The sequence below is a fragment of the Amycolatopsis sp. DSM 110486 genome (assembly GCF_019468465.1).
Taxonomy (GTDB): domain Bacteria; phylum Actinomycetota; class Actinomycetes; order Mycobacteriales; family Pseudonocardiaceae; genus Amycolatopsis.
The window spans coordinates 4654462-4670283 of record NZ_CP080519.1 but is presented as its reverse complement, the minus strand read 5'-3'; the positions used below and the strand labels follow the sequence as shown (position 1 = coordinate 4670283).

The window sequence follows — 15822 nt, the reverse complement described above, 5'->3', positions numbered from 1 at the left end:
TCACACCGCACCGCCTTCCGCGACGGAGGCACCCTTGCGCCCGTTGCCGGCGAGCGCCCGGCCCACCCTGCGTTGTTCGGCCGCGAGGTCGGCGCGGCGCACGATCTCGTACGCGACGACGACCGACAGCACGATGATGCCCTGCATGATCGTCGCGATCTCCTTGGACACGTTGATCTGCTCCAGCGACACCGCCGAGGTGTCGAGGAACGCCCACAGCAGCGCGCCGAACGCGATGCCGCCGGGGTGGTTGCGGCCCAGCAGCGCCACGGCGATGCCGGTGAAGCCGTACATCTGCGTGGCCGTGATGCCGTAGCTGTAGTCGCGGCCGAGCAGCTCCGGCATGGCGACGAGACCCGCCACCGCACCGGAGAGCAGCATCGCGATCAGCGTCATCCGCTTCGCGCTCACGCCACCGGCCGCCGCCGCCGTCGACGACTCACCGCTCGCCTTGAGCTCGAAGCCGAACCGCGTGCGGTTGAGCATGAACCAGTAGGCGATGCCGATCACGATGGCGATGAAGAAGAACCCGAACAGCACGCCCGAGCCGAGGGGGACGCCCGGGATCCGGCCCGACGGCGCGATCGTGCGCGTGCCGATGTTGTTGCCCGACTGCACGCCGAACTGGTCGGCGTTGACGAGGAACGCGATGATGCCGGCGACGATCGAGTTCAGCATGATCGTCGAGATGACCTCGCTGACACCGCGGGTCACCTTCAGCACGGCGGGGACCAGCGCGTACAGCGCACCCGACGCGACCGCGACGATCAGGATCACGATGGTGTGGAGGATCGGCGGCAGCTGCAGCGCGCCGCCGATGATCGCGGCGACCACGGCCGCGAACCGGTACTGGCCCTCGACACCGATGTTGAACAGGTTCATCTGGAAGCCGATGGCCACCGCGAGCCCGGACAGGTAGTACACCGTCGCGAGGTTCACCGTGTCCACGGCGGTGGAGCCCTTGAAGAGCTGCCCCACCATGGTCCCGTACGCCTCCAGCGGGTCGGCGCCGGAGATGACGAGCGCGATCGCCGAGAGCAGCACGGCGAACACGATCGCGAGCAGGGGCGGCAGCAGCCGCGTGCGCCACGAAGTCATTACGCTTCTTCACCTTCTTCGGCACCGGTCATGGCGGAACCGAGTTCCTGCGGGGTCACCGTGGCGGGGTTCGCCTCGCTCACCAGGCGCCCGCGCAGCATCACGCGGATCGTGTCGGAGAGCCCGATCAGCTCGTCGAGGTCGGCGGAGATCAGCAGCACCGCCAGGCCGTCGGCGCGCGCCTGCCGGATCTGCTCCCAGATCATGGCCTGCGCACCGACGTCGACACCGCGCGTCGGGTGCGAAGCGATGAGCAGCACGGGGTTGCCCGACAGCTCGCGCCCGACGATCAGCTTCTGCTGGTTGCCGCCCGAGAGCGCGGCGGCCGGCACATCGATGCCCGGCGTGCGCACGTCGTACTCGCGCACGATGCGCTCGGTGTCGCGGCGCGCGCCGGCGATGTCCAGCAACTGTCCACTCGAGACGGGTTTGCGCGTCTGGTAGCCGAGGATCCGGTTGGCCCACAACGGTTGCGTGAGCAGCAGGCTGTGGCGCGTGCGGTCTTCGGCGATGTAACCGATGCCGGCCTCGCGCCGCGCGAGCGTGCCCAGCTTCACCAGGTCGTGGGTTTTGCCGTCGGCCTCGGCGAGCTCGATGTGCCCGCCGCTGGCCTTGCGCATGCCCATGATGGTCTCGACGAGCTCGGTCTGGCCGTTGCCCTCGACGCCCGCGATGCCGAGCACCTCACCCGCGTGCACCGTGAACGCGATGTCGTCCAGCAGCTTCAGCTCGGAGTTCTCGGCCGTGAGGCTCAGGTCCTTCAATCGCAGCACGTCGCGGTCGGTCACCGTCGACTCGCGCGTCTCGGGGCTGGGCAGCTCCGAACCGACCATCATCTCCGCCAGCTGACGGCTGGTGATGGTCTTCGGGTCGGCTGTGCCGACGGTGGTGCCGCGCCGGATCACCGTGACGGTGTCGGCGATGGCCCGCACCTCGTCGAGCTTGTGGGAGATGAAGAGGAAGGTGTAGCCGTCGGCCTGCATTTCGCGGACCGTGCTGAACAGCGCGTCGACCTCCTGCGGCACGAGCACCGCGGTGGGTTCGTCGAGGATGATGATCTTCGCGCCGCGGTAGAGGACCTTCACGATCTCCACGCGCTGGCGGTCGGCCACGCCGAGCTCTTCCAGCAACGCGTCCGGCTTGGCGCGCAGGCCCGTCTGCTCGGAGAGCTTCTTGAGCCGGGCGCGCGCTTCACCGCCGATGCCGTGCAGGGCCTCGCCGCCGAGGAACACGTTCTCGGCGACGGTGAAGTTGTCGGCGAGCATGAAGTGCTGGTGCACCATGCCGATCCCGGCCTGGATGGCGTCCTGCGGGTTGCGCAGCTTCACCTCGGTGCCGTTGATGGCGATGGTTCCCTCGTCGGGCTGCTGCATCCCGTAGAGGATCTTCATCAGGGTCGACTTGCCCGCGCCGTTCTCGCCGCAGAGGGCGTGCACCTCGCCCGCGGCCACGGTGAGGTTGACGTCGGAGTTGGCGACCACACCCGGGAACCGCTTGGTGATCCCGGTCAGCTGGACGGCCGTCGTGCCCCGGTCGGGGACGGCATCGGCCTCGGCAGTGCTCATGGGAGAGGCATCCAGTTCTGTCGAAACGCGTGAGGGCTCGGAAGGAAGATCCTTCCGAGCCCTGGCACGTGGCGTGTACTACTTGGTCGGCTTGTCCGAAACCTGGATGGCGCCCGAGATGATCTGGGCCTTGTACCCTTCCAGCACGTCCTTGATGTCGTCGACCTTGCCGCCGGAGGTGGCGTAGCCGACGCCGTCGACCTTCAGGTCGAAGCGCTGCGGCAGCACGCTCAGGTCACCCTTCGCGTCGGCCTGCAGGAAGTCGAACACCGCGACGTCCACGCGCTTCATCATCGAGGTGAGGATGATGTCCTTGTCGGCGGCGACCGTGGCCTGGTTGTACTGGTCGGAGTCGACACCGATGGCCAACGCCTTGCCCGACGTCTTGGCGGCGTCGAACACACCCTTACCGGAGGCACCGGCGGCGTGGTAGATCACGTCCGCGCCGTTGTTGATCTCGGCGGCGGCCTTGACGTTGCCCTTGGCCGGGTCCTGGAAACCGGAGAAGTCGCCGGCCGGCGTCAGGTACTCGTCCTCGATCTTGACCTTGTTCGACACGGCCCGCGCACCCTGCAGGTAGCCGGCCTCGAACTTCTGGATCAGCGGCGTGTTCACCCCACCGACGAAGCCGATGTGGCAGTTCTTGCTCTTGTAGACGGCGGCGACGCCGGCCAGGAACGAGCCCTGCTCCTCGGCGAACACCAGCGGCGTCACGTTGGGGAGCTTGATGGTGTCGTCGTCGACGATCGCGAACCGGGTGTTCGGGTGCTTCGGCGCGACGGCGGCGACCGACGGCGCGTAGGCGAAACCGACCGCGATGATCGGGTTCAGGCCCTGCGACGCCATCTGCTCGAGCCGCTGCTGCTTGGCCGACTCGCTCTCGCTCGGGCTGGCCGTGCTCTCGTTGACGGTCGTGATGCCGAGCTCGGACTTCGCCTTGTCGACGCCGGCCGCGGCCGCATCGTTGAAGGAGGCGTCACCCCGGCCGCCGATGTCGAACGCCAGGCCGACCTTGAGCTTGCTGCCGTCCACCTTCTCGCCGGACGAGCTGCTGGTCGTGGCTGCTGCCGGAGCCGCGGGCGGCTTCGGCGCGGTGACGCAGCTCGTGTCAGAGCTGCCAGCCGCGGCGGTGTTGCTGCTGCTGCCCCCGCCGGTGTCCTTCGCGCACCCTGCCAAGGTGAGGACCCCGGCCATGGTCGCGGCGGCCAGCGCGGTTCCACGCATGCGACGCAACGTGTGTCTCCCTCCCCGCTGATCCAGCGGACTAAGTGGAAGCGACCCGGTACCGGTGTCTTCCTTCGGTGCCGAGTTCAACCGCCAGACCGTACCCAACAGCCAGACAACCGCCATAGGAAAGGCACGCTACGTAACACAAACGTTTACTCAGCGGTCTGATTCGCGACCGATCGTGTACTTACGGTGATCAACTGGTTCAGGAAGGTACTCACCAGCTGTCACAGCCCGGGGTCCCGCGGCCCGTCGTCGCCGCGCGGTGAAACCCGTCCGGACGATCTTCGTCCACCCCCGGCGGAGGGCCTGGCCGACCGGGCGTTGCGGACATCACGAAAACCGTTCGGGCCCGGCTGGTTTTTCACCCGCCGCCGCAAGCGGTACCGGCCTGCTGAATCGAATCGACCGGGCCGGGAGCCCCAGGTCGGATTCGCCCTGGACCGCCCGTGCCGCGTGGCCGGCGCCACACGTCCGAGTGGTGCGGGACGCTCCGGGTGTCTGGTCCATCACAGAGACGAACCCGGAGGTGAGCCGGGTCCAGATGGCGGGTCTAGCATCCTTTCATCCACGCTCGATGGCCCTAGATCTCGGCACCGCTGCCGGCGTTGTCCCCAGTGGACCGACGCGGAAGCGGGTGCGGACCTCGCCGGTCAGCCGGGCACAACAGATGACGTTGGAGGCCGTTCACCGATGTCCACCACGGCGAGCACTGCCACCGAGGCAGGAGCGAGCGATCGGGCGGGTGCCTCACGCCGGCAGGGGACCTTCTACCGGGGCGACCCCGGCATGTGGTCCTGGGTGCTGCACCGCATCACCGGCGTGCTGACATTCTTCTTCCTGTTCGTGCACGTGCTCGACACCTCGCTCGTCCGCGTGTCGCCGAACACCTACGACCAGGTGATCGAGACGTACAAGACGCCGCTCGTGAACCTGCTCGAGGTCGGTCTGGTCGGCGCGGTTCTCTTCCACGCCCTCAACGGCGTCCGCGTCATGCTGATCGACTTCTGGTCCAAGGGCCCGAAGTTCCAGAAGACGATGCTGTGGGTGATCGGTGTCGTGTGGGTCGTCGTGATGATTCCGGGTGCGTTCTTCATGCTGAAGCGCACGGTCGAGACGCTCTTCGGGGGTAACTGACCATGGCCGACTCGCTCGTCATCGAATCGCCGCGCACCCCGAAGCGCCCGGCGGCCCGCCGCAGCAACTTCGAGCTCTACAGCTGGCTGTTCATGCGCATCTCGGGCCTCGCGCTGATCATCCTGGTGCTGGGCCACCTGCTGATCATGAACATCCTCGACGGCGGTGTGCACCGCATCAACTGGGGCTTCGTCGCCGGCCGCTGGGCTTCGCCGTTCTGGCAGTTCTGGGACCTCGCGATGCTGTGGCTCGCCGAGATCCACGGCGGCAACGGCCTGCGCACGATCATCGACGACTACGCCCGCAAGGACTCCACGCGGTTCTGGCTGAAGATCCTGCTGTACGTCTCGATGGTCCTGATCCTGGCCGTCGGCACGCTGGTGATCTTCACGTTCGACCCCGAGATGCCCGCCAGCTAGGCGCACCCACCACACACAGTGCTCGATTCCTGATAAGCGGAGCAATCCCTATGCAGTTCCACAAGTACGACGTGGTGATCGTCGGCGCCGGCGGCGCCGGCATGCGCGCGGCCATCGAGTCCGGCCAGCGCGCCCGCACCGCGGTCCTCACCAAGCTGTACCCCACGCGGTCCCACACCGGCGCCGCGCAGGGCGGCATGTGCGCCGCGCTGGCGAACGTCGAAGAGGACAACTGGGAGTGGCACACCTTCGACACCGTCAAGGGCGGTGACTACCTCGTCGACCAGGACGCCGCGGAGATCATGGCCAAGGAGGCCATCGACGCGGTCCTCGACCTCGAGAAGATGGGCCTGCCGTTCAACCGCACGCCCGAGGGCAAGATCGACCAGCGCCGCTTCGGCGGCCACACCCGTGACCACGGCAAGGCGGCCGTGCGCCGCGCCTGCTACGCCGCGGACCGCACCGGCCACATGATCCTGCAGACGCTGTACCAAAACTGCGTCAAGTACGGCACGGAGTTCTTCAACGAGTTCTACGTGCTCGACCTCGTGACCAGCGAGGACGAGAACGGCAACCCGATCGCGTCGGGCGTCGTGGCCTACGAGCTGGCCACCGGCGAGCTGCACGTGTTCCAGGCCAAGTCCATCGTGTTCGCCACCGGCGGCGCGGGCAAGATCTTCAAGACGACGTCGAACGCGCACACCCTCACCGGTGACGGCCTCGGCATCATCTTCCGCAAGGGCCTGCCGCTGGAGGACATGGAGTTCTTCCAGTTCCACCCGACCGGCCTCGCGGGCCTGGGCATCCTGATCTCCGAAGCCGTCCGCGGCGAAGGCGGGATCCTGCGCAACTCCGAGGGCGAGCGGTTCATGGAGCGCTACGCCCCCACCATCAAGGACCTCGCGCCGCGCGACATCGTCGCCCGCTCGATGGTCCAGGAGGTGCTGCAGGGCCGCGGCATGGGCCCGAACAAGGACTACGTGGTCCTCGACGTGACGCACCTGCCGGTGGAGGTCCTCGAGACCAAGCTGCCGGACATCACCGAGTTCTCGCGCACCTACCTGGGCGTCGACCCGGTGAAGGAGCCGGTGCCGGTGTTCCCGACCTGCCACTACGTGATGGGCGGCATCCCGACCAACATCCACGGCGAAGCGCTGCGCGACAACGAGAACGTGATCCCGGGCCTGTACGCGGCCGGCGAGGTCGCGTGCGTGTCGGTGCACGGCTCGAACCGCCTGGGCACCAACTCGCTGCTGGACATCAACGTGTTCGGCCGCCGCGCCGGCATCGCGGCCGCGGAGTACGCGCTGGCCCACGAGCACGTCGAGCTTCCGGAGCTGCCGACCAAGCTGGTCGAGGAGCAGCTGTCGGGCCTGCTGTCGGAGCACGGTGACGAGCGCGTCGCCGACATCCGCAAGGAAATGCAGCAGACGATGGACTCGCACGCCTCGGTGTACCGCACCGAGGACACGCTCAAGCAGGCGCTGACCGACATCCAGGCGCTGAAGGAGCGGTACACGCGGATCACCGTGTCGGACAAGGGCAAGCGGTACAACACCGACCTGCTCGAGGCCGTTGAGCTGGGCTTCCTGCTCGAACTGGCCGAGGTCCTGATCGTGGGCGCCCTGGCGCGCAAGGAGTCGCGCGGCGGCCACGCCCGCGAGGACTACCCCAACCGCGACGACACGAACTTCATGCGCCACACCATGGCCTACAAGCAGGGCGAGGGGCTGTCGTCGGACATCCGCCTCGACTACAAGCCGGTGACCTTCACGCGTTACGAGCCGATGGAGCGGAAGTACTGATGACTGCGGCAACCACCGAAGAAGCACCCGCGGCCTCGCAGGACCACACGCCGATCACGGTCACGCTGAAGATCCTGCGCTTCAACCCCGAGGTCGACACCGAGCCGCACTGGGAGTCCTACGACGTCCCGGCGCAGCGCACCGACCGGCTGCTGAACCTGCTGTTCTACGTCAAGGACTACATCGACGGCACGTTCTCGTTCCGCCGGTCGTGCGCCCATGGCGTGTGCGGCTCCGACGCCATGCAGATCAACGGCATCAACCGTTTGGCCTGCAAGGTGCTCATGAAGGACCTGCTCGAGAAGGACGGCAAGAAGACCGTCATCTCGATCGCCCCGATCAAGGGCCTGACGACGTTGAAGGACCTCTACGTCGACATGGATCCGTTCTTCGAGGCCTACCGGTCGGTCAAGCCGTACCTCATCAACTACGGCCACGAGCCCTCCCGCGAGCGCATCCAGTCCCAGGCCGACCGCGACCGCTTCGACGACACCACCAAGTGCATCCTCTGCGCCTGCTGCACGTCGTCGTGCCCGGTCTACTGGAACGACGGCTCGTACTTCGGTCCGGCCGCGATCGTCAACGCGCACCGCTTCATCTTCGACTCCCGCGACGACGCGGCCGAGGAGCGGCTGGACATCCTGAACGACTCCGAGGGCGTGTGGCGCTGCCGGACGACGTTCAACTGCACGGACGCTTGCCCACGTGGGATCCAGGTGACGAAGGCGATTCAGGAAGTGAAGCGCGCACTTTTGTTCAAGCGCGTCTGAGAAATTCGTTGCGGAGAGGCCCCCGTCCGGTTCGCCGGATGGGGGCCTTTTCGTTGCCGATTTGCAGCCAAGGCGGACAAAACTCCCCTGAACGGCGCTAGGGCGACTGTGCGTGATGGGACTAGCCTGACGAGTTACCGATGACTCGGACGGTCGTGCGACGGGGAACGAACAGATGAGTGCTGGTGCGGAACTACGTAAGGTGCTTTCCCAACACTTGGCACGGTTCATCGCAGATGTCGAAGAACTCGTGTTCCGACATGGCTACTTGCGGGTGTTCGCGGCGGCGGTCGCCATGCTCGGCAGCGTGGGCCTGCTCGGCGAGGTGCTCGGCATGGAGTGGTTGCGCACGACGTTCGCCAGCATCGCGGGTGGGCTGTTCGTGATCGCCAGTGCGATCTCCTTCGCCGGCACCCACAAACTCCGCACCCAGGCGCAGCACAGTGAGGAGCTGCTGCACCGGTACGCCGACGCGCTCGCCGGGCGCACGCGCAAGCCCATCGCCGTGCAGGAGTGGATGCAGGAAGTGACCATTGAGGACAACGGCGACGCGTTCTGCCGGCGCGTGCTCGTGCTCCACGAGGCGAACGACAACGTCCCGCGTTACCTGTCCGTGAATCTCGTGTACTACGGAACCACGCCGATGTCCGAGCGGGCCCGTCGATTGGTGCAGTACAAGGCTTTCCACGCCGGGCCCGAAGACATCGACCAGAAGACCCGCGCCAACGCGACTTCGATCTGGTCCACCTCCGCGAACGGAAAACCGAAACTGGACATCTATATCCACCTCGGCACGATCGTTCAGGAAGGCGACGTGGTCACCGTGGAATGGATTTGGCCGAGGTACTCGGTGGACCTGATGTCGGGCGCCGAACCGGAATCGTTCGACGTGATGTTCCGCAAAGAAATCAGCAAGTTCGAGCACCGGGTGATCTTCCGCAACGTCAAGCGCGACTCGGCCTTCGTCGTGCGAAACCAGGGCGCACAAGGACTGCGGCGGCTCCGGCAGGGCAAGGACGTGATCGTGGAGTTCTCCGCGGCGAATCCGAAAATGGCTCAGTACATGGGGTTCATCGCCGACTATTCACCCGATTTATGACGGTCATAAAAAAAACCCGGAGTGCGGACTCCGGGTTTTTCGGGTGTGCGACCGGAACAACCGATCAGTTGCCACCCGTTTCGGAACCGCCGGACATACAAATTCCATTCGGGTAATGCGAGCCGACGCTGGAAGGGCTCGCGTGAGCGCTGACACTACTCCATTCGCGCTCCCCTGTCATACCGGCGGACGGCCGTATCCGGCGACCGCCGAGCCACCCGCCCCTGACTCAGGAATCGCCCGAAGATCGTTCCTTCGATCGGGTGGAGCGCAGCGCGCGCCAGCCCAGCACCCCGATGATCGTGCCCAGCACGAAGGACACCACCGTGAGCACCGCGTGCACGATGAAGTACGCCGTGGGGGAACCATCGGCTGACCAGGACTGGGAGCTGGCCCAGAGGTTCTTGGCGAAGGTGATCCAGATGATCCAGGACCACACGCCGAACAACAGCAGGAAGACCGCAGTACCTCGCGAAATGCGCATGCCCCTGAGTATGCAACCGGGCTCGCGCCGCTAGATTGCGTGGGTGCACAGCGTTTTCTCCCGGTCGCTCCCGGTTCTCGTCGCAGTGGTGGCCATTGGGCTGTTCGGCGGTGGAATCGGCCCGACGGCAGCCGTAGCCCAGGCTCAGCCCTGTCAGGACCAGGCCGCGCCGCCCGCGCCGGTGGACACGTCGGAGAAGCCGGCGCCCGGGCAGCCGACCCCGCCGCCTTTGCCGGTGCCCGTGGAGCCCGTCGGGGGGCTGCGCATGGGCGGCTGCGGGATGATCCTGCCCGACGGCGCGCTCAACCCACCGGACGGCAACACGGCCGCGTCATGGGTGGTGCAGGACCTCGACACCGGCGACGTCGTCGCGGCGAAGAACCCGCACGCGCGGGAGCGGCCGGCGTCGCTCATCAAGACGCTGCTCGCGCTCGTCGTCACCAGCGAGATGAAGCCCGACCAGATCGTGGTGCCCACGAAGGAGGACGCCGAGCAGGAGTGCACCTGCGTCGGCATCGTGGCGGGTGCGAGCTACACCGTCGACCAGCTGCTGCACGGCCTGCTGATGCACTCGGGCAACGATGTCGCCCACGCGTTCGCGACCGCGCTCGGCGGGGTCGACATCGCGACCACGAAGATGAACCTGCTGGCCAAGCGCATCGGCGCCACGGATACGCGCGCGGCGACGCCGTCGGGCCTCGACGGGCCCGGAATGTCGACCTCGGCCTACGACCTGAGCCTGATCTTCCACTACGCGATGAAGCAGCAGGAGATCGCGCAGGCCGTGGCCACGAAGTCGTACACGATTCCGGCGGCGGGCGGCAAACCCGCCATTCCGGTCTACAACGACAACAAGCTCCTCGGCGTCTATCCCGGCTTCCTCGGCGGCAAAACGGGCTTCACCGACGACGCCCGCCACACCTACGTCGGCGCCGCGGAAAAGGACGGCCGCCGCCTCGCCGTGGTGATGATGCGCGCCGAGCAGCGGCCCACGAAGGTCGTGGACCAGGCGGGCAAGCTGCTCGACTACGGCTTCGCGCTCGAAGCCGACCACGCCGAGCCTGTCGGGCGCATCGCGTACGAGGCCCTCGTGGCCACGGCGCCGCCCGGTCCCCCGGCGAACGTCGCCGCCGGCGCCGCATCGTCGGCCGCGCCCGCGAAGGAAGACCCGTTCGGCACCACGGGCTGGATCCTCACGCTGGTGGTCGCCCTGATCATCATCGGCGGGTTCGTGATCGGCCACCAGCGCAAGAAGCAGGCCCAGCAGTAGATCGGGCCTAGTCCCGCCGGCGCCCCACCCAGCCGAGCAGCGCACCCACGCCGAACACGCCCGCGGCCGTGCCCAGACCGAACCCGCGTTGGACGGTCACGCGCGGCTCCAGCAGCACCGGCGCCGGCGGCCGCACGACCTTGCGCTGGTTCTCCTTCGCGGTCGCGGTCCAGGCCGTGACCATGAGGATGAACCGCGACACGAGGTTCGCGAACACGAGCAGACCGATGATCGGCCCGAAGATCGCCGCCGCCGGCGACTTCGTCACGCTCGCCAGGTAGATCGACGCCACCTGCTGCAGGATGACGAACCCGATCGCGGCGACGATCGCGCCCTTCACCGCACTGCGCATGGCCACGTGCTCGCGCGGCAGCCGCGCGATGACCCACAGGAACACGAGCGTGTTGGCCGCCAGGCCGAGGATGATCGTGGCCACCCGCAGCACCCAGACCGCCCAGGTCTCGTGCTCCAGGCCGACGAGCTCGAGCAGGTACTGCCCCACCCCGCCGCCCGCGGCGGTCACCGCGAACGACACGATCAGCGCCACGCCGAGCCCGACGAGCGACAGCAGGTCCTTGATCGTCGTCGACACGATCGGCTGCGGCTTCTTCTCCTGCCCCCACTGCGCCGTGAGCGCGTCGCGCAGGTTCGACATCCAGCCGATGCCCGAGTAGAGCGCCAGGAGCAGACCGAAGATCCCGATGCCGCTGCCCGACTTGATCGCCGCGTCGACGATCTGCGTCACGAGCCCCTGCAACGCCTCAGGCACGGAACTCTTGATGCCGTTGGTGATCTGGGCGATCACCGCCGGGTCGCCGCCCACGACCATGCCCACGATCGCGAACGCCACCATGAAGATCGGGAAAACCGCCAGCACGCTGAAGTACGTGATGGCGGCGGCGTAGTGGTTGCCGTAGTTCTCGCCGAAGGATTCGTTGGCTCGGATCAGGTGATCCAGCCACGGGTACTTCCGCCGCAGCCGAGGCAGCAGCTTTTCCTGGTCACCAGTCTTGTTCGCCACCGTAAAACGCTAACCACGGTGGGTGATAGCCGCAACGCGAGCGGGTACCCGGGGGTCAGTCCAGGGCGGCGAGCACCGCTCGGTAGGCGTCGTCGTCGCGACCGGCCGACGTCGTGATGACCCGTGCCCGCGGCCGGTCGGCGAGGAGGGATTCGAGGCGGCCATAGAACGCGGCGACATCGGCCGCGGTCGTGTCGTGGTGATGCGGCCCGGGCATGCGCGAGGCGAAGCGGCTGAGGACGTTTTCGCGGGTGTCCCAGAGCACGAGTTCATGAAACGAAGCGCCGACGTCGTGGGCCAGTTCTTCCAGCTGCAGCAGGAAATCCGCGCGCGCGAGCAGCTGCGGGACGACGACGTCGTGGCCCGCGGTGAGGTGCGCGCGGGCGGCGGCGAGAGCCAACGCGCGCGCCGCCAGGCCGGACTCTTTCGGCTGCGCGCGCCAGCCGCCGACGAGCGAGCGCACGCGGTCGACGTCGAGGTTCAGCGTCGGCGAGTGGTCCTCCGCGAACCGCTCCGCCAACGTCGACTTGCCGATGGCGGGTGGTCCGTTGAGGACGATCAGTCGCACTTACGTCCCCTGAAAACCCTGGGCGATCTTCTGGCCGGCGGGCACCAGCAGGCTGTTGGCCTCGGCGAGGGTGCTGCCATTGGGGTGGCCGTCGTGCGGCGACGCGTCGGTGCCGATGGCGGGGCTCACCACGTCGGCTGTGAGCAGCGGGCACGGCTGCGCGACCGGGTTCCGGGAAGACCGGGCTCGAGTAGCCGACGATGCTCGGGCCGGCCGGCGCGTTTGCCTGCTTCTCGAGGTTCTGCATCACGCGCTTGGCGATGTCCTGCAGCTTGCCGGCGCTGCCGTTGCCCTTGAGGTCGAAGTCGAAGCTCGCCACGGTGTCGCCGAGGATCACGGTGACCTGGCCCGAAGCATCGGGCGCTGGGACCGGGCGGCGCTTCGAATACGCGTGGACCGGGCCGAGCGTGATGCTCGCCGGTGCGCCGGCGAACGCAGCCGGCGTGTCGGCCACGGGAGGCACGTACGCGGGCTGCGACACCGCGACGGCCAGGCTCTCCTGCAGCGTGCCGTCCTTCGACTCCAGGGCGTAGGCGCACTTGTTGAGCGCCAGCCCGTCGGCCTTGGAGTACGTGATGGCCGAGGTGTCGAGCGGACCCTTGCCGTCGCCCACGAGGTAGGTGCGCTCGAAGTTGACGGAGTTCGGGTCCGGCCGACGTGTCTTCACTTTTATCCCCCGGACAAAAGCTCGATCAGCGAGAGGCAGGCAGGAAGCCCAACCGCTCGTACACGGTGGCGAGCGTGGGCGCTGCCACCTCCCGGGCACGCTGCGCACCGCGGGCAAGAACCTTGTCGAGCTCGGCGACGTCGTCCAAATAGGACTGGACGCTTGCCTGCAGCGGCGTGACCCACTCGACGAGTACCTCGGCGAGGTCCTTCTTCAGGTCGCCGTAGCCCTTGCCCTCGTACGCCGCTTCGAGGTCGGCGATCGAGCGCTCGGTGAGCGCCGAGTAGATGCTCAGCAGGTTGGAGACGCCGGCCTTGTTCTCCGCGTCGAACTTGACCTCGCGGCCGGTGTCGGTCACGGCGGAGCGGATCTTCTTGGCCGAGCGCTTGGGGTCTTCGAGCAGCTCGACGAGACCGTTGGCCGCGGACGCCGACTTGCTCATCTTCGCCGTCGGGTCCTGCAGGTCGTAGATCTTCGCGGTGTCCTTGACGATGTAGGGCTCGGGCACCGTGAACGTCTTGCCGAGACGGTTGTTGAAGCGCTGCGCGAGGTTGCGCGTGAGCTCCAGGTGCTGGCGCTGGTCCTCGCCCACCGGCACGGCGTTGGCCTGGTAGAGCAGGATGTCGGCGGCCTGCAGGATCGGGTACGTGAACAGGCCCACACTGGCGCGGTCGGCGCCCTGTTTGGCCGACTTGTCCTTGAACTGCGTCATCCGGCTGGCCTCGCCGAAACCGGTCTGGCACTCGAGCACCCAGCCGAGCTGCGCGTGTTCGGGCACGTGACTCTGGACGAACAGGGCACTTCGGTCAGGGTCGACGCCGATCGCGAGCAGCTGCGCGGCCGAACGCCGCGTGCGCTCCAGCAGCACCTTCGGGTCCTGCTCCACCGTGATGGCGTGCAGGTCGACGACGCAGTAGAAGGTCTCGTGCGTGTCCTGCAGCTTCACCCACTGCCGCAGGGCGCCGAGGTAGTTGCCGAGGTGGAACGAGTCGGCCGTCGGCTGGATCCCGGAAAGCACCCGCAGGCGCCCGTTCTGTTCGTCGGACACGTCGGCGATTCTTTCAGGAGCCGGAGAGGCGGGTCACAGGGAGGTCTCTCTGGAGCGCTCGGCGGGGGTTCTCAGTGGGGCTTCCGGCGGGGTGCCAGGGCGTTTCCAGGGCGTTGCTAGGGGTGCTGGATCGGCGCGAGGGGCCGGGTGGGCTCCTCGGTGTCGGCAGGCTCAGGGGTGGGCAGGGCCGTCGCGGTCGCCGCGCGCGTCTTGCGGCGCTGGCGCAGGACGCCGAGGGCCATGCCGACGATGCCCAGCGCCACGGCGACCAGCCCGACGGGGCCGAGGATGCCGAAGCCTGCCGAAGGGGTCTCCGCACGGACGACGCTGTCGTCGGCGAGCGCCGTGCCGCTGCCCGCGAGCAGCAGGACGGCCGGCAGCACGACGAGCGTCGCCGACCGGGCCGAGCGCAGCGTGCACCGCAACAGGAGATGACCTGGGTTGCGCACCGGAGTGCCTCCCGCGAAGTGATGTTCCTGGCGAGATCTCTCACCCGTAAGGATGAGTCATACAGTGAAAAAACTACCGAGCGTGTCAAGACCTGTCGGTTCTGATCAACTCGGGCGCCGAGACTAGCGCCCGTCCGGGGAGGGCAGGTGACCACCCCCGGGCTGACGGTGTCACCGGTGGTCAGCGCTCTCTCGCCGGTTTTTCGGGCCGCCGAGGTCGCCCGAACGGCTGTCACGAGTGTCGGCTTAGTCCGGTTCCGGTCGCGCGGCGCGAGCAAAATGTGAAAAACGTTCACCCGTTTGGCGGCGACGAACTACGGACAGCAAGTTATTAACCAACCTTGTTGGTCTGATCGCGTCTTCTTGACCGAATCACGACACTGGGCCCTGTTTTCTCCCGAGCGATTGGTCTATACCTCTGTGGTGTAGACCACTTCAGGGGCGAACAAAGGAGTGAGCCCATGTCTCTCCGAAGGATCCTCACCGCCGTCGGGATGGCCGCCGCGGCCGCGATCACGGTGCTCGTGCCGGCCACCACGGTTGCGAATGCCGCGCCGGCCGCGAGCTTCGTAGTCAGCGAGTCGCAGTTCAACCAGATGTTCCCGGGCCGGAACTCGTTCTACAGCTACAGTGGACTGACCAACGCGCTCGGCGCATACCCCGGCTTCGCGAATTCCGGCAGTGACACCGTGAAGAAGCAGGAAGCCGCGGCGTTCCTCGCGAACGTGAGCCACGAAACCGGTGGCCTGGTGTACATCGTGGAGCAGAACACCGCGAACTACCCGCACTACTGCGACACGAGCCAGTCGTACGGCTGCCCCGCGGGCACCGCCGCGTACTACGGGCGCGGCCCGATCCAGCTCAGCTGGAACTTCAACTACAAAGCCGCGGGCGACGCGCTCGGCATCGACCTGCTGAACAACCCTAACCTCGTGCAGAACGACTCGGCCGTCGCCTGGAAAACCGGCCTCTGGTACTGGAACACCCAGTCCGGCCCCGGCACCATGACCCCGCACGACGCCATGGTCAACGGCCGCGGCTTCGGCGAGACGATCCGCAGCATCAACGGCTCCATCGAATGCAACGGCGGCAACCCCGCCCAGGTCCAGAGCCGCATCGACGCGTACAACAAGATCACCGGCATCCTGGGCGTCGACCCGGGTGGCAACCTCAGCTGCTGACGCTGCCGAGGTTG

Annotated in this window: 17 protein-coding genes; 8 read left to right on the top strand and 9 right to left on the bottom strand. The window is 67.2% G+C overall.

From position 1 onward, the window contains the following. The 3 genes from K1T34_RS22780 to K1T34_RS22770 all read right to left on the bottom strand — a co-directional run bounded on the left by K1T34_RS22780 (window position 1) and on the right by K1T34_RS22770 (window position 3887). Window positions 1–1098 carry an ABC transporter permease gene (locus K1T34_RS22780; RefSeq protein ID WP_220246224.1) on the bottom strand — a complete coding sequence of 366 codons (1098 nt, stop codon included), beginning with the start codon at window positions 1096–1098 and terminating at the stop codon, window positions 1–3. Continuing rightward, on the bottom strand, window positions 1098–2663 hold the full coding sequence (locus K1T34_RS22775) for an ABC transporter ATP-binding protein (protein ID WP_220246223.1): 1566 nt from the start codon (window positions 2661–2663) through the stop codon (window positions 1098–1100). The genes K1T34_RS22780 and K1T34_RS22775 overlap by 1 nt, the downstream gene beginning before the upstream one ends. A 78-nt stretch (window positions 2664–2741) precedes the next feature. Continuing rightward, window positions 2742–3887 carry a BMP family protein gene (locus K1T34_RS22770; protein ID WP_220246222.1) on the bottom strand — a complete coding sequence of 382 codons (1146 nt, stop codon included), beginning with the start codon at window positions 3885–3887 and terminating at the stop codon, window positions 2742–2744. A gap of 696 nt (window positions 3888–4583) precedes the next feature. Between K1T34_RS22770 and sdhC the strand changes: the two genes are divergently transcribed. The 5 genes from sdhC to K1T34_RS22745 all read left to right on the top strand — a co-directional run bounded on the left by sdhC (window position 4584) and on the right by K1T34_RS22745 (window position 9120). After that, a complete protein-coding gene (gene sdhC / locus K1T34_RS22765; protein ID WP_220246221.1) occupies window positions 4584–5027 on the top strand; it encodes a succinate dehydrogenase, cytochrome b556 subunit in 444 nt (147 codons plus the stop codon). A gap of 2 nt (window positions 5028–5029) precedes the next feature. Next, window positions 5030–5446 (top strand): succinate dehydrogenase hydrophobic membrane anchor subunit, encoded by a 417-nt coding sequence (locus K1T34_RS22760; RefSeq protein ID WP_220246220.1) that lies wholly within the window; start codon window positions 5030–5032, stop codon window positions 5444–5446. 50 nt (window positions 5447–5496) lie between these two features. After that, window positions 5497–7251, top strand: coding sequence for a succinate dehydrogenase flavoprotein subunit (gene sdhA, locus K1T34_RS22755; RefSeq protein ID WP_220246219.1), 1755 nt, complete (start codon window positions 5497–5499; stop codon window positions 7249–7251). Continuing rightward, entirely contained in the window at window positions 7251–8021 is a 771-nt protein-coding gene (locus tag K1T34_RS22750; RefSeq protein WP_220246218.1) for a succinate dehydrogenase iron-sulfur subunit, read from the top strand. The genes sdhA and K1T34_RS22750 overlap by 1 nt, the downstream gene beginning before the upstream one ends. Window positions 8022–8196: 175 nt before the next feature. Next, complete coding sequence (locus tag K1T34_RS22745; RefSeq protein ID WP_220246217.1) at window positions 8197–9120, top strand: hypothetical protein; 924 nt, start codon at window positions 8197–8199, stop codon at window positions 9118–9120. 229 nt (window positions 9121–9349) lie between these two features. On the opposite strand, the gene K1T34_RS22740 is transcribed toward K1T34_RS22745, so the two are convergent. After that, a complete protein-coding gene (locus tag K1T34_RS22740; protein WP_220246216.1) occupies window positions 9350–9604 on the bottom strand; it encodes an SCO4848 family membrane protein in 255 nt (84 codons plus the stop codon). Between the two features lie 43 nt (window positions 9605–9647). Here K1T34_RS22740 and K1T34_RS22735 point away from each other — a divergent pair, with 43 nt between their 5' ends. Then, window positions 9648–10874 carry a D-alanyl-D-alanine carboxypeptidase family protein gene (locus K1T34_RS22735; RefSeq protein ID WP_220246215.1) on the top strand — a complete coding sequence of 409 codons (1227 nt, stop codon included), beginning with the start codon at window positions 9648–9650 and terminating at the stop codon, window positions 10872–10874. Between the two features lie 7 nt (window positions 10875–10881). On the opposite strand, the gene K1T34_RS22730 is transcribed toward K1T34_RS22735, so the two are convergent. The 3 genes from K1T34_RS22730 to K1T34_RS53435 are packed head-to-tail and all read right to left on the bottom strand — an operon-like array spanning window position 10882 to window position 12592. Continuing rightward, window positions 10882–11895: a YhjD/YihY/BrkB family envelope integrity protein gene (locus K1T34_RS22730; protein WP_220246214.1), complete on the bottom strand. Its 1014-nt coding sequence runs from the start codon at window positions 11893–11895 to the stop codon at window positions 10882–10884. A 55-nt stretch (window positions 11896–11950) separates the two neighbouring features. After that, on the bottom strand, window positions 11951–12463 hold the full coding sequence (locus tag K1T34_RS22725; protein WP_220246213.1) for an AAA family ATPase: 513 nt from the start codon (window positions 12461–12463) through the stop codon (window positions 11951–11953). Next, complete coding sequence (locus tag K1T34_RS53435; RefSeq protein WP_255638652.1) at window positions 12464–12592, bottom strand: hypothetical protein; 129 nt, start codon at window positions 12590–12592, stop codon at window positions 12464–12466. A 131-nt stretch (window positions 12593–12723) separates the two neighbouring features. Here K1T34_RS53435 and K1T34_RS22720 point away from each other — a divergent pair, with 131 nt between their 5' ends. Beyond that, complete coding sequence (locus tag K1T34_RS22720) at window positions 12724–12996, top strand: hypothetical protein (protein WP_220246212.1); 273 nt, start codon at window positions 12724–12726, stop codon at window positions 12994–12996. Between the two features lie 159 nt (window positions 12997–13155). On the opposite strand, the gene trpS is transcribed toward K1T34_RS22720, so the two are convergent. Further along, window positions 13156–14178 carry a tryptophan--tRNA ligase gene (gene trpS, locus K1T34_RS22715; RefSeq protein WP_220246211.1) on the bottom strand — a complete coding sequence of 341 codons (1023 nt, stop codon included), beginning with the start codon at window positions 14176–14178 and terminating at the stop codon, window positions 13156–13158. A gap of 116 nt (window positions 14179–14294) precedes the next feature. Further along, the gene (locus tag K1T34_RS22710; RefSeq protein ID WP_220246210.1) at window positions 14295–14627 is read right to left on the bottom strand and encodes a hypothetical protein; all 333 of its coding nucleotides are present in this window, start codon (window positions 14625–14627) and stop codon (window positions 14295–14297) included. Window positions 14628–15088: 461 nt separating this feature from the next. Here K1T34_RS22710 and K1T34_RS22705 point away from each other — a divergent pair, with 461 nt between their 5' ends. Next, window positions 15089–15808 carry a chitinase gene (locus K1T34_RS22705; RefSeq protein WP_220246209.1) on the top strand — a complete coding sequence of 240 codons (720 nt, stop codon included), beginning with the start codon at window positions 15089–15091 and terminating at the stop codon, window positions 15806–15808. The last annotated feature ends 14 nt before the right edge of the window (window positions 15809–15822 follow it).